At 58.9% G+C, this 12435-nt stretch carries 13 protein-coding genes; 8 read left to right on the plus strand and 5 right to left on the minus strand.

Annotation, left to right across the window (positions count from 1 at the left end; genetic code table 11):
- Positions 1-12: 12 nt before the first annotated feature.
- Positions 13-435, plus strand: a complete 423-nt coding sequence (locus KHO23_RS15615) for a phage tail protein (RefSeq protein ID WP_211612111.1) — start codon at positions 13-15, stop codon at positions 433-435.
- A complete protein-coding gene (locus tag KHO23_RS15620; protein WP_211612112.1) occupies positions 435-1526 on the plus strand; it encodes a phage late control D family protein in 1092 nt (363 codons plus the stop codon). The genes KHO23_RS15615 and KHO23_RS15620 overlap by 1 nt, the downstream gene beginning before the upstream one ends.
- 93 nt (positions 1527-1619) lie before the next feature.
- On the opposite strand, the gene KHO23_RS15625 is transcribed toward KHO23_RS15620, so the two are convergent.
- Positions 1620-1883, minus strand: coding sequence for a hypothetical protein (locus tag KHO23_RS15625; RefSeq protein WP_211612113.1), 264 nt, complete (start codon positions 1881-1883; stop codon positions 1620-1622).
- Entirely contained in the window at positions 1880-2302 is a 423-nt protein-coding gene (locus KHO23_RS15630) for an NUDIX hydrolase (RefSeq protein ID WP_211612114.1), read from the minus strand. The genes KHO23_RS15625 and KHO23_RS15630 overlap by 4 nt, the downstream gene beginning before the upstream one ends.
- Before the next feature lie 406 nt (positions 2303-2708).
- Here KHO23_RS15630 and KHO23_RS15635 point away from each other — a divergent pair, with 406 nt between their 5' ends.
- The 3 genes from KHO23_RS15635 (at position 2709) to KHO23_RS15645 (ending at position 6687) form a co-directional block, all read left to right on the plus strand.
- Complete coding sequence (locus KHO23_RS15635; protein WP_211612115.1) at positions 2709-4799, plus strand: Na/Pi cotransporter family protein; 2091 nt, start codon at positions 2709-2711, stop codon at positions 4797-4799.
- Positions 4800-6122: 1323 nt separating this feature from the next.
- Complete coding sequence (locus tag KHO23_RS15640; protein WP_200655540.1) at positions 6123-6377, plus strand: type II toxin-antitoxin system RelE family toxin; 255 nt, start codon at positions 6123-6125, stop codon at positions 6375-6377.
- A complete protein-coding gene (locus KHO23_RS15645) occupies positions 6361-6687 on the plus strand; it encodes a helix-turn-helix domain-containing protein (RefSeq protein WP_211612116.1) in 327 nt (108 codons plus the stop codon). Before KHO23_RS15640 ends, KHO23_RS15645 begins: the two co-directional genes overlap by 17 nt.
- 71 nt (positions 6688-6758) lie before the next feature.
- Here KHO23_RS15645 and KHO23_RS15650 read toward each other — a convergent pair whose 3' ends face one another.
- Complete coding sequence (locus KHO23_RS15650) at positions 6759-7289, minus strand: IS21 family transposase (protein WP_211612117.1); 531 nt, start codon at positions 7287-7289, stop codon at positions 6759-6761.
- A gap of 235 nt (positions 7290-7524) precedes the next feature.
- Between KHO23_RS15650 and KHO23_RS15655 the strand changes: the two genes are divergently transcribed.
- Positions 7525-8943, plus strand: coding sequence for an ISNCY family transposase (locus KHO23_RS15655; RefSeq protein WP_211612118.1), 1419 nt, complete (start codon positions 7525-7527; stop codon positions 8941-8943).
- Positions 8944-9384: 441 nt separating this feature from the next.
- Here KHO23_RS15655 and KHO23_RS15660 read toward each other — a convergent pair whose 3' ends face one another.
- Both KHO23_RS15660 and KHO23_RS15665 read right to left on the minus strand, forming a co-directional pair.
- Positions 9385-9669 carry a DUF4148 domain-containing protein gene (locus KHO23_RS15660; protein WP_211612119.1) on the minus strand — a complete coding sequence of 95 codons (285 nt, stop codon included), beginning with the start codon at positions 9667-9669 and terminating at the stop codon, positions 9385-9387.
- A 241-nt stretch (positions 9670-9910) separates the two neighbouring features.
- Positions 9911-10273 carry a hypothetical protein gene (locus KHO23_RS15665; RefSeq protein WP_211612120.1) on the minus strand — a complete coding sequence of 121 codons (363 nt, stop codon included), beginning with the start codon at positions 10271-10273 and terminating at the stop codon, positions 9911-9913.
- A 74-nt stretch (positions 10274-10347) separates the two neighbouring features.
- On the opposite strand from KHO23_RS15665, the gene KHO23_RS15670 reads away from it, so the two are divergent.
- A complete protein-coding gene (locus KHO23_RS15670) occupies positions 10348-11910 on the plus strand; it encodes a DHA2 family efflux MFS transporter permease subunit (protein WP_211612121.1) in 1563 nt (520 codons plus the stop codon).
- A 35-nt stretch (positions 11911-11945) separates the two neighbouring features.
- Entirely contained in the window at positions 11946-12383 is a 438-nt protein-coding gene (locus tag KHO23_RS15675) for a MarR family winged helix-turn-helix transcriptional regulator (RefSeq protein WP_211612122.1), read from the plus strand.
- The last annotated feature ends 52 nt before the right edge of the window (positions 12384-12435 follow it).

Below are 12435 nucleotides of genomic sequence, written 5' to 3' on the forward strand. Positions count from 1 at the left end.
GAGAAAAGAACCATGATGATGTCCCTTGACCAGTTCGTGTTTAGCCTGGCCACGGCGCCCTATAAGGAGCTGCAACGCCGGCGCAACTGGAAACACAGCAGCAGCTCGCGCGTAGGCGCCCGCAATTCAAGCCAGTTCAACGGCCCCGGCGAAGACACGATTACGCTTACCGGCACCGTCGCGCCCGAGTCGATCGGCTCGATCGCGTCTATCAAGCAACTGGCCGACATGGGCGATACCGGCGATGCTAATGTGCTGGTGGACGGCGCTGGCAACGTGTACGGCGCCTGGATCATTGACGGACTGGACGAAACGCAGACGTATCACACGCCCGAAGGTATCCCGCGAAAGATTGAATTTTCGCTGACGCTCAAGCGTGTTGACGACGACATGATCTCGATGATCAAACGGAAGAAAGAGAAGGCGAGCGAATAATGTTTGCTGCGCAGAGCAACGCAACGGCACGCACGGCCGACCCGATCGATCGCGTCGAGCCACAAGCCGACTACCGCATCACCCTCGACGGCCGCGACCTGTCGCGTCTGATTTCCCCGCGCCTGATATCCCTGTCTGTTTCGGAGTCTCGCGGCGACGAAGCCGACATGCTCGACCTCGTACTCGACGACTCAAGAGGCGATCTCGCTATTCCGAAGCGTGGCGCTGAAATCAAGGTGGCGATCGGATGGGTCGGCGACCAGCTCATCGACAAGGGAACATTCACCGTCAATGAAGCGGAACACAGCGGCACGCCCGATATCATCACCGTGCGCGCTCGCTCGGCCTCGATGACGAACGAAATGCATGAGCGAAGGGAAAAGAGCTGGCACGGGCAGACGATCGGCGCGATCGTGCGTGCGATTGCCGGCCGGCACGACCTCAAGCCGGCGATCGGCGATGCACTCGCAAAAATCCTGATCGATCACATCGACCAGACCCACGAAAGCGATATGTCGTTTCTGACGCGCCTCGCGAAGCGTTACGACGCGGTGATGAACGTGAAGGATTTGCGCCTGCTGTTCATGCCGATCGGCACGGGCAAGACGGTTAGCGGCAAGGCGCTAGGCGTTCTCGCCATTACACGGGCCAGCGGCGACCGCCACCGTTACCACGTGTCGCAGCGGGAAAGTTACGCGGCCGTGCGCGCGCATTACCACTCCAATTCAAAGGGCAAGCGCAAATCTGTCGTGGTCGGCGGGGAGAACAACAGGAACGTAAAGGTGCTACCAGAAGACTATCCCAACGAAGCACAGGCCCGCGCAGCAGCACAAGCGGAATACGACCGCACGCAACGCAGCCAGGCGACGTTCGGCTACGAACTGGCACTGGCGCGGCCTGAGATATTTCCCGAAATGCCCGTGACCGTGTCGGGTTTCAAACCTGAGATCGATGAAACGCCGTGGCTTGTGAAGAAGGCGACGCACACGATCAACGCCGATGGCGGTTTTTCGACCTCGCTCGATATGGAGATGCGCGACGACCCGACGACCGAGCGACACCGCTCACATTTTCGCAAGGGCGGGCAATGACGTACACCAGCCGATTTTATGAAGTGTGAGACGGGATGGCTCCCGTAAAACGGCGTTTTGGCCAGACTAACACCAGGCTTTTTTGCCAAAGACTCATGAACCAAACAGGTCGTCGACGATCCGTCGTCCCGCGCTATAACCGCCCATGAGCGCATCAGCTTCGCTTAAAAATGGCTTTCCTTGCGATTCGCCAAAACGCAACGGGGAGAAAACGGCAAGAGCGGCACCGGCCTTGCAGATCCTCACGACCGCGACATATCCCACGCTGGATAACGCACTGCGTCCGGCCTGCCAGCTGGAGTCAGCCTCGACGGCCACCTCGACATTGAATCCGTGATAGTGGTAAGTGCGGTTCATGGGCTCATCCGTTCCGCCTGCTGCGAAATCCGCTGAACGTCGTCAGATTCCAGCGTGCAGATATACCGGAAGAAAAGCTCTACGATTCCACGAGTAGGGATGCTGGCGGAAAGCGTCGCTATCTTGACCGGGACGAACCACCTGCACTTCGAGATTTCGTTGCTGGGCTGCACGCTGGCATGGTGCGCGACGTCAGCGAAAAAGACATGGTGCAAGGTGTTGAAACCGGTAAATTGAAAGAGGTATGTCAACTCATCAGCCACAAGCGTTGTTTCTTCCACCAGTTCACGTCGCGCAGCTTCCAGGGGCGTCTCGTCCCGATGGATTCTCCCGCCAGGCAACGCCCATCTTGATCGTTCTCTGGCAACCAGCAGAATCCGGTTTTCCCGCACACATACTACGGTCGCTCTGTCTTTCATTCTCTCCCTGTACGCTTGGTTTCTTGAGAATCAGTCGAAACCGGCGGTGATGTAACGCCGGCAGACCTTTATCGGGCATTGTAAGTCCTGTCCAAAATACGGCGCGGCAATCTCACAGGTGCTATACCGACAGACGCCCCGATGCCGAATGCGAGAATCCGTGAAGAATTGTTGTTTTCCCCTCCAACAATCGGGAAGATATCGCGTTAGACTGGCTCACTACGCGATCGGGCACTTTTTTGCTTATGCAACTCTAGCGTGCTGACCACGCGCCGGGATAGTTGAGTGCCAGCCGTGCTTAGAGGGTTCAAGCAACCGGCATCGATTCGCTGCGACGCCCGGCCACGCAAGGGCGGAGCAGTGGCGAAGTCGCATGAGCAACGGTTGGACGCCAGGAGTCCAAATCATGATAACGACGTTCACGCTGATCGATCTCGCTGGCTCCGTTGCTCTGCTACTGTTGGGCACCCAGATGGTTCAAACCGGCATGCACCGGGCATTCGGCGCCGGACTTCGGTCACTCCTCGGCAGGTCGCTGCGCGGTGGCTTCCGGGCTTTCATGGCCGGGACGGGTGCGACCGCGGTATTGCAAAGCAGCACGACGACCGGACTCATGATTGAGGGCCTCGCTGCTGAGGGGGGCGTCGGACTTGTGCCAGCGCTTGCGGTAATGCTTGGCGCAAACGTCGGCGTGACATTGATCGTGCAGGTACTGTCCTTCGACCTCGCGGCAGCCGTTTCGCCGGCCCTGATCCTTGTCGGCGCGCTGATGTTCCGCAAGGTATCGAACACACGTGCACACGACCTGGGACGCATGTTCATTGGTCTGGGCTTGATGCTGCTCGCGCTGCACCATCTGCTTGAGCTGATGACCGATTACGAGGATGCCCCCAGCCTGCGCATGCTGCTGGGCGCTGCTTCCACCGTACCGGTCGTCGATGTTCTGCTCGCTGCGGGCTTGACGTGGGCCGCGGACTCGAACGTCGCGGCTGTTCTGCTCATCACCTCGCTTTGTGCGCGGAACGTGGTTCCTCCCAATACGGCTTTTGCACTGGTGATGGGTGCGAACCTCGGCACCGCTATCAACCCGGTGCTGGCGGGCACGGGACCATACGATCCCACATCGAAGCGGCTACCGGTTGGAAACCTGCTCACGCGATTAATCGGCGTTGTGGCGGCCCTTGCGGCGCTCGGACCAATCGGCCGCTTCATGGTTACCATGGAACCGGACAACGCACGTGTGGTTGCGGACTTTCACACACTGTTCAATCTGGTTCTCGCCGGTGTATTCCTGCCAATACTTCCCCTCTATGCGAGCCTCTTAACCCGGTTACTGCCTTCACTCGTGGCGGTCGCTGCTCCGCAGCCGCCGCCTGTTATCGATCCTACCGCGAGGCAGATTCGGAAGGGAGGGGCCGAAACCGCAGCACCCAACGCACTTCGACTCGCCGATCGTTTTGGCGAGATCCTGTCGGGCACCCGTGCGGCACCGACAGATCGCGAGCGGCAGCTCATCGTGGAGATCCGCCAGCGTAGCGATATTCTGGATAGCATGAACAGCGCGGCAAGGACTTACCTGACACCACCTGATCCGGAGCAACTCGCGGCGAGCGCCCATCCGCGCCTCGATGAAAAAGTACATGTGGCTTATCGCGAGGGGAGCCGTGGAATTGGATTGAGAGAGGGCAGTGGCCACTCGCTCGAACACGTCGGGCCTGATGGCAACGCGACGACGTATTACCCAGCAAGCTCACTCTGGCTTACCTTGCAGGATCTCCAGGTCGTTCAGCAACTGGAACCCGCAGAGGGAGAAATGCAATCCGCCCTTACTACCTGTGTCCGTGGGACCGCTTCCTTCGATGACGTTCGCCTGTCAATTATTGGGGAGCCGGTGAACAGCACGCGCGTGGTCCAGATCTGCTTTGCGGCCAGGGAAATCCGTTCGGCAGACCGGCATGGCCTTCGCGAATGGCAAGACGCGCTCGGTACGACTTTCTCGGACGTCCCACTGGGCACTGCAAGGCTCGGCTATAACCGCCCGGACAGGGAGATGCAGGAACCCGATCAGTGGTGGGCGTCTTGCCATGTGCCGGAAAGCAGCATGAAGGCGCTCATCGAGGGCGTTGAGGCCGGCAGGCTCGCTGCGGTCAAGGTCGGCCTGTGTCTAAGGAACGTTTATACGTTGGGGCAGGTGTGTGCTGACCTCCCTGGAGAAGCGTATCTGTTCCTCCGGCCGGGCAAGGAAGACAGCACTGCGGAATCGCCGGAAATCGCGAGCGGATACGTTGTTCATCTCGCACTCGATTTCGGGAAAGTCAGCTTCGGCCCGCTCGACCACAGCGAGAGATCACCCGATGGGCAACAGCAAACAAACGTTAGCGAGGTGAATTCAATTAGTGCACTGGTGGACAAGCTCAGCAAGCTTGTCGCCAGTTTGAAATGGCTTGCAGCGCTTGTCACGGTCCTCGCTCTCGTTTTTGCATTCAAGAATCGATGATTGAACGGCGGCTCGCATTGCGCCTAGTTGGACCGAGCTGCGCGCGTTGTACTCCATATAAGGCGAGCGTCCCGATCGGGAGTAAGCTGAAAGTCGGCTCGATTCTGAACGGGAGAACACGGCGTGAGAACGCGTTCGAAACTCGAGATCTGTTTGCCGCTTGCTCTGTTCGTTGCGGCCTGCCTCTTGTCATTTCCAACCCTGCTGATCGCGTTCGCCTGGATGACGGTTGGCGTTATGTCGGTTGGACATCGCCCACTGGAGAGTTTCCCCACAGACGGAATCCGCCCGGAGTGGCTCAGGGGATACCGCGGAGCTTGCCTGTGGTTCTACCACATTGCCTGGTGGCCCTGGTACATGCGGTCTTCTCTTCGGGACACCGCTGATCGGATCGGAAGGCGGCTGTCGAGAGGGAAGAAAACCCCACGTCACGGGTCGGCGGAGCCGGCGAATGACCTGACGGATGAAAAGAGCGAGGAGGGCAGTGAGGGCGGCAGTGATTCGAAAAGGCGTGATTGACTGGGTCTCGACATATAAGCGTGCAACGAGACTCATTTAGGGGGCGGCGAAGTATGACGGCGGGCGGCTAGGTCCTGCACCTTTTGATCGTCACAGATTTGTCCTACGATAGAAAAATTGAAGCACCACAGTCCGCTCGCCGAGCGATGACAAGGAGCGAGATACCATGCACGCTGAATCTGTGGAGTACAAGACATCGACGATCATGCCTCTAGCCCCGGTTTCCATCCCAGGCTACGCAGCAACAGCGATAGTCACGCACCGAAACGGCAAACGCGTAGCGTTTGGCATTCTTGGTTACTTCGCATCCGAAAGCGCGGCATGCATGTTTGCCGTTGAATACGCAAAAGCCCATATCGATGGTCGGCGACACCCAAAGCCGCCGTTTTCCCTTCGGTAACCGTGCGGATGACTCGCGCACACTCTTGGGCGGTTCCGAATGTATAAAAAGAAGCCGCAGACATTGCTGCGGCCCGAAACACACACGTCGCGCAAGTGGCGCTGGCGTTGGTTCCATCGTACACCTGCGTGCAACTGTTATCGATCCTCGCCAGTGCTTCCGCACATCGACAATCAAAAGATGCCCGTTCAGGAATATTGGGCGTAGCGCCCGCGCGTCTCAGCTAAAACATTGAGCCTTACAACCAGGTGCGGCAAACAGCGCGCATCTAGGGAAATGGCAGTGCAACAGGCCGGGCGCGGGACAGATGGATGTACCCAAGGGTATCGGCGAAGCTCGTCGGCAGGGACTGTTGAAAAAGAAGTCAAGTTGATTTAAACTTATATTTAACTTATAATTGCGTCATGAACGCAATCAACTGGACCCAGAAAGCGGCAAAACAATTGCGCAAGCTCGACCGGCAGCATCAGGTTGCGATTCGTGACGGCGTGAGCACTCTGGCCGCGATGCCAGATTGCCAGAGCGTGAAAGCGCTGACCGATCACGAATACGGCTACCGGCTCCGCGTCGGCAATTACCGGGTCTTGTTCAACTGGGACGGCGCTATCAAGGTCGTCGAGATTGAGGAAGTGAGGAAACGCAATGAACGCACGTACTAACATTCAGGTTATCAACGGACCGGACGGCAAGCCCGCCTATGTCGTGATTCCGTACGCGGAGTATGTCGCCGAGCATAGTGCTGAACGCGGCCTGATTCCGCACGAAGTCGTGAGCCTGACGGTTGACGGTGCGACGCCGGCTCGCGCCTGGCGCGAGCATCTTGGCCTGACGCAAGTTGAGGTCGCTGCACGTATGGGCATCAGTCAATCGGCCTACGCACAACAGGAAGGCAGCGATCGCTTGCGCAAGGCTTCACGTGAAAAGATCGCGACTGCGCTCGGTATCACGGCGGCTCAGCTCGATTTCTGACCGTTCCCAAACCATCCAGATTACATGGGGCGCTAGACGCCCCATTTTTCTGCCCGTACGTCCATCGGCCGTCACGATGCTGTTTTGTCGTGCACGTACGCCGGCGGACCGATGCCCGCAAACATCCGGCCAGAGCGCCACATTCGTGGCAGCTCGACGGCCTGCGTACGCCAGCGCGCGAGTACAGCCGCGAACGTGCCTTCACGCTTGGCACGTCGGATTTTTTCAACTACGTTCCAGCCGCGCACATATAGCGCGAAGCTGCGCCTGCTGGAAAGGTAATGCGGGGCATGAACGCCGACCCACGCAAGCAGTTCAGCCGGCGGGACGTCCGGAGCTGCGGGATCGGGTTCGATATTGGCCACTACAGGCGTTTCGTCGGCCGTCATACCGTCGCAGGAACTGCCTTGCGTCGCCGAGGTTTCAAGCGCGAGCAGGCGAAGCATTTCGATGCGATGCCACGGTATGGGCGAACGGCCAGCGACGTAGTTGCGGATCGTGCGCGAGCAACAGCGCAATGTTCGGGCGACTGCGGCGATTGAAAGACCGTTGGTTAGGGCGAGAAACTCTTGCAGGCAGCCATGCCGTTGTTCTGCAGACACCTGGAATCCTGCTGGAAATCGGAAGCGGCGCGTAATCTAACGTAAACGTTACAAAACTTACAAATAGATACAGCCGCCGGCCGAATGTAGTCCGAGGTGAGCAAGTTAGAGAACTTCAATTTGACATAATATAAATTATCAACATCAGTGGTGTAGAGGCTAAGCTGTAATGTCGTACCTGGGCAAAGCTGAAACGTCGCATGTCATGCTGGCTGACCTTTGACGGGAGGCTCGCATGACGACATCCGGGACGATCACCATGACGATGCGCGAGGTTGACCGGCTCAGGACGATCCAGTCGGTGGTCGATGGCGTGCTGATGCCGTGGCAGGCTGCGGAGCGGCTCCATCTGAGCCGGCGCCAGGTCGAACGGCTGACGGTGCGTTATCGCAGCCAGGGCGCCTCGGGGCTGCTGTCACGGCATCGCGGGCACCCGAGCAACTACCAGCTTGCAGACGGCGTGGCTGAGCGCGCGTTGAACCTGATCCGGGACTGCTACGGCGATTTTGGGCCGACGCTGGCCTGCGAGAAACTGCGCGAGTGTCACGGGCTGGCGCTGTCGAAGGAAACGGTGCGTCACCTGATGACGGAGGCCGGCCTGTGGATCCCGCGCAAACAGCGGCCGCCGAAGATCTACCAGCCCAGAAGCCGTCGTGCGTGTCTGGGCGAGCTGGTGCAGATCGACGGCAGCGATCACCGCTGGTTCGAGGAACGCGCGCCGGCGTGCACGCTGCTGGTGTATGTCGACGATGCGACCAGCCGGCTGATGGCGCTGCACTTCACGGCGACGGAGTCGACGTTCAGCTACTTCGAGGTGACCCGGGCATATCTGGAACAGCACGGCAAGCCGGTGGCGTTCTACAGTGACAAGGCCAGCGTATTCCGCTCGACGCAGACGGCAACGACCGGCGGCAAGGGCGTGACACACTTCGGCCGGGCGATGTTCGAACTGAACATTGACGGACTGTGCGCGAATTCGAGTCAGGCCAAGGGGCGCGTCGAGCGCGCGAACCTGACGTTGCAGGACCGGCTGGTCAAGGAACTGCGGCTGCGTGGCATTGACACGCGGGACGCGGCCAACGCTTATGCGCCCCGCTTCATCGCCGACTACAACATGCGCTTCGGCAAGGCCCCGAAGAGTGCATTCAACGCACACCGACCGTTGCGTGCAGACGAGAATCTCGACACCATCCTGACGTGGCGTGAACCGCGTCGGGTCACGCGTTCGCTGACCCTGCAGTATGACCGGGTGATCTATCTGCTGGACGATACGGACGCGAACCGCAGGCTGGTGGGACGCTACATTGATGTGTACGAGTATCCGGACGGACGCATCGAGATCCGCGCGGATGGCATCGCCCTTCCCTGCACGCCCTATGACCGGCTCTCGGAGATCGACCAGGGCGCGGTGGTCGATCACAAGCGGCTGGGTCACGTGCTACAGGTCGCGCAGTTGATCCAGGCGGATCGCGATAACCGCCGTGCGTCAGGTTCGCCATCACGAACCAATCAGGGGCAGGCGCCAAAGTTAAAGGAGCGCAAGGCTGGCACAAGGAAGCAGCGGGAAATCACCGTTGAGGATCTGAACACCGCGATTGGCAGAACGACGGCCAGCCTCCAGGACCCTGTGCTCAAAACCTCGTCAAAGAGATAACAAAGGCACAAACCACGACATTTCTACTTTGCTGCCGCTACGACACTTCAGAATGGCTTTGACAAGTGGTGTAGAGGCTAAGTTGTAATGTCCGCTTTTAGCTAGGTTCAGATGTCCGCTTTTGGGCGGCATAAGCTTACCCGGCGTCGATCCTCCGGCGCCGGCGGCTGTGGCGCATGCTGCGGGACGATCACCCTCTACCGAAGACCCAGTCGTCGATTAGCAGGCTAACCGCCTACGCTGAACACATCAGCGCTTTGAACAGAATGCGCACGTGCGCAATTCCGTCGCAGCGGTGGCCTGAAAGCAAGGTCTTGGATCGAGAATACGGCCGACAGACGCACATAAAACAAAACGGCCGAGTCTTTCCTGCCGATACAGGCAGGAAAGACTCGGCCGAAAACTGCGCGATTGACGAAAATCGCGCGCTAACACCCAGTATTACAAACCGCTTGCTGCGCCCGAACGAGACGTTCCGTCAGCAGCACCGCCGTATCCTGAAACGGGGGCTTGGGCTGTGGCGTTCTGGGCGGCAACTTTTGCTTCAGCAGCCTGGATGTTCTCCGGGTAGTGAATCCAGTCGTGCGGATCGTAGCCAGCCTGCTCGAGCTGCGCCAGTTCGGCGCGCACCTGCGCCCGACTTACCGGCTGACTTGACTGCGCGAACGACGCTACGGGTGCTGCAAAAAGAGCAGCAATAAGGACTATCCTGGTGACCGACTTCATGATGACTTACCTCTACGATTTTTTTGGTGGCGCTACAAAGAAGCTTCTCTGCCACGATTGAGCCTAGTCTAAAGAGTCGCAATCATTAGGGTAAGTACTAATTTTTCCAAATCTCTGTTGCAGATGCAGCAACAATCGGCCAACAGGCTGTCGACTATTCAGGTCCGAAATCCGCAAGCCTAAGACTTATTGCGCGGCGGAAGGCGCTGCTTTCCCCTTCGCGTTGCGTCTTAACGAAGCGCTAAGGGCCGATCCCGACAACGCTTATTACCGTTGGCTGATAGGCAGTGATCAAGACGGCGTGATCGGACGCGCTCGAGCCGATGCGGACCTTCCCATGAAAATGGCGATGGTTCGCCAACGCCGTCAAAGCCGCCGCTAATCCTTCCGCGAATTTCCAGGCGGAACGGTCCGAACCTGGCGTATCGAGCAGGCCGACAAACACCCGCGACACCGCATCAGAAAAATTCTTGCATATATCTGCATTATCAGATAATGTCTCATCAGAAATAGCCGTGACGTGGATGCTGGCCCACTTGCCCGTAGGCCAGCGCGGGCCGCCGGACAGATTTCCTGGGCGAATGGCGCTTATTTTTTTGCTCATATATCTGACTAATCAGATATTGTGGTTGCCGAGAAATGGGCAGCCAACCTCCGGATCAACTTACAGGATGCAAGATGAACCCGTCGACAACTACAGGCGCTCCGGCGCCATTGACTGGTGCAAGATTCGCACTTGGCACGCTCGCCGTGGCACTCGCCACTTTCATGAACGTGCTGGACTCATCGATCGCGAACGTCGCGATTCCGACCATATCCGGTAACCTGGGCGTGTCGATCGACGAAGGCACGTGGGTCATCACCCTGTTCGCCGCGGCCAACGCCATATCAATTCCGTTGACCGGGTGGCTCACGCAGCGTGTGGGGCAGGTCAAGCTGTTCGTCTGGGCGATCCTGCTATTCGTCTTCTCGTCGTGGTTGTGCGGGCTGGCCCCCACCCTGCCGGTGCTGCTGGCGGCCCGGATACTGCAGGGCGCGGTCGCGGGACCGCTCGTGCCACTGTCGCAGGCGATGCTGCTCGGCTCGTTTCCGAAAGAAAAGAGCTCGAGTGCGCTGTCGCTCTGGGCGATGACGGCCACTGTCGGTCCTATTGCGGGACCGGCATTGGGCGGCTGGATTACGGATAGCTACAGTTGGTCGTGGATCTTCTACATCAACATTCCCGTGGGCCTGTTCGCCGCCGGGGTGATCTGGACGATCTACCGCGACCGCGAAACACCCGCACGTAAATTGCCGATCGACAAAGTGGGCCTGATCTCGCTGATCGCATGGGTCGCGTCACTGCAGATCATGCTCGACAAGGGTAAGGACCTCGACTGGTTCAATTCCCCGGTAATCTGGGTGCTGACTATCGTGGCAGCGATCAGCTTCGTGTTTTTCCTGATCTGGGAATTGACCGAAGAAAAGCCGATCGTCAACCTGCGGCTCTTTGCCGGACGCAACTTCCTCGGCGGCACGGTGGCGATTTCGGTCGCGTATGCCATATTCTTCGCGAATCTGGTCATCCTGCCCCAATGGATTCAGGGCTTTCTTGGCTACCGCTCGGTCGACGCAGGGCTCGTCACAGCGCCGCTCGGCATCTTCGCGGTGATCCTCGCGCCTTTGCTAGGCAAGATCATGCCGAAGTCGGATATGCGGGTGCTCGCGACGTTGGCCTTCCTCGGCTTTGCCGGCGTGTTCTTCATGCGCTCGCATTACACGACCGGCGTCGACCCCTATACCCTCGTGCTGCCGACGCTGCTGCAAGGCATTCCCACCGCCCTCTTCTTCACGCCGCTCACCGCGATCATCCTGTCGGGCCTTTCGCCTGACAAAATCCCGGCGGCGGCCGGACTCTCGAACTTCGTGCGGATCTTCGCCGGCGCGGTCGGGACGTCGCTGCTGAGTACCGGCTGGAACAACCGGACGATCCTGCACCATGCGCAACTGGCTGAACAGACGAGCGTGAACAACCCGACCTTTGTCGACGCCATCGCCAACCTGCAGACGACGCTCGACGTCAGCACCGCCAAAGCCACGGCGTTCTTTGAGACGTCGTTGAACACGCAGGCCACGATGCTGGGCCTGAACGACATCTTCTGGCTGTCGGGGGTCATCTTTCTTGTGATCATTCCACTGATCTGGGTGACGAAGCCCGGCAAGGGTGCAAGCGCGGGCGCAGCGGGTGCCGGTGGGCACTGATGACTGATGCATGAATCAGCGGATAGGAGGATTCGATGGATCATTACTCGAAGGAGAGTTTCATGCTTACGCAAGGCGTCGGCTTCACGCTGTGCACGGCGCGAAACGTGATCACGGCAGAGATGGACGCGGCACTCAAGGATCTCGACATCAGCAGCCAGCAGATGGTCATCCTGCTTTCGCTCACGCGTGGCGCCGCGACGACGCCGTTCGAACTGTCGAAGCTGCTTGGCATCGACACGGGCCTGATGACACGCATGCTGGATAAGCTGGAAACGAAAAGTTTGCTCGGGCGCTCGCGCAGTGTCGACGATCGCCGGGTGGTCAATCTGGCGCTGACTTCGAAGGGTGAGGACGTTGCGGCCCAGATTCAGGAAATCGCGCCGCAGGTGCTGAACGCCCGGCTGAAGACGTTCACCAGGGCCGAGTTCGAGACGCTGTGCCACCTGCTTCGCAAGTTCGTTGGCGATTGAGCCAGTTCTCACAGGTCCGTTTTTTTTGCCCAATTATCTGACAGGTCAGAAA

Source organism: Paraburkholderia haematera (assembly GCF_905220975.1).
GTDB classification, from domain to species: domain Bacteria; phylum Pseudomonadota; class Gammaproteobacteria; order Burkholderiales; family Burkholderiaceae; genus Paraburkholderia; species Paraburkholderia haematera.

Excerpts from the sequence above, each read along its gene's own strand:
- KHO23_RS15615 (WP_211612111.1), top strand. The coding sequence starts at position 13 with ATGATGATGTCCCTTGACCAGTTCGTGTTTAGCCTGGCCACGGCGCCC.
- KHO23_RS15630 (WP_211612114.1), bottom strand. The coding sequence starts at position 2,302 with ATGAAAGACAGAGCGACCGTAGTATGTGTGCGGGAAAACCGGATTCTG.
- KHO23_RS15655 (WP_211612118.1), top strand. The coding sequence starts at position 7,525 with ATGACGACATCCGGGACGATCACCATGACGATGCGCGAGGTTGACCGG.
- KHO23_RS15640 (WP_200655540.1), top strand. The coding sequence starts at position 6,123 with ATGAACGCAATCAACTGGACCCAGAAAGCGGCAAAACAATTGCGCAAG.
- KHO23_RS15665 (WP_211612120.1), bottom strand. The coding sequence starts at position 10,273 with ATGAGCAAAAAAATAAGCGCCATTCGCCCAGGAAATCTGTCCGGCGGC.
- KHO23_RS15625 (WP_211612113.1), bottom strand. The coding sequence starts at position 1,883 with ATGAACCGCACTTACCACTATCACGGATTCAATGTCGAGGTGGCCGTC.
- KHO23_RS15675 (WP_211612122.1), top strand. The coding sequence starts at position 11,946 with ATGGATCATTACTCGAAGGAGAGTTTCATGCTTACGCAAGGCGTCGGC.
- KHO23_RS15635 (WP_211612115.1), top strand. The coding sequence starts at position 2,709 with ATGATAACGACGTTCACGCTGATCGATCTCGCTGGCTCCGTTGCTCTG.
- KHO23_RS15645 (WP_211612116.1), top strand. The coding sequence starts at position 6,361 with ATGAACGCACGTACTAACATTCAGGTTATCAACGGACCGGACGGCAAG.
- KHO23_RS15660 (WP_211612119.1), bottom strand. The coding sequence starts at position 9,669 with ATGAAGTCGGTCACCAGGATAGTCCTTATTGCTGCTCTTTTTGCAGCA.
- KHO23_RS15670 (WP_211612121.1), top strand. The coding sequence starts at position 10,348 with ATGAACCCGTCGACAACTACAGGCGCTCCGGCGCCATTGACTGGTGCA.
- KHO23_RS15620 (WP_211612112.1), top strand. The coding sequence starts at position 435 with ATGTTTGCTGCGCAGAGCAACGCAACGGCACGCACGGCCGACCCGATC.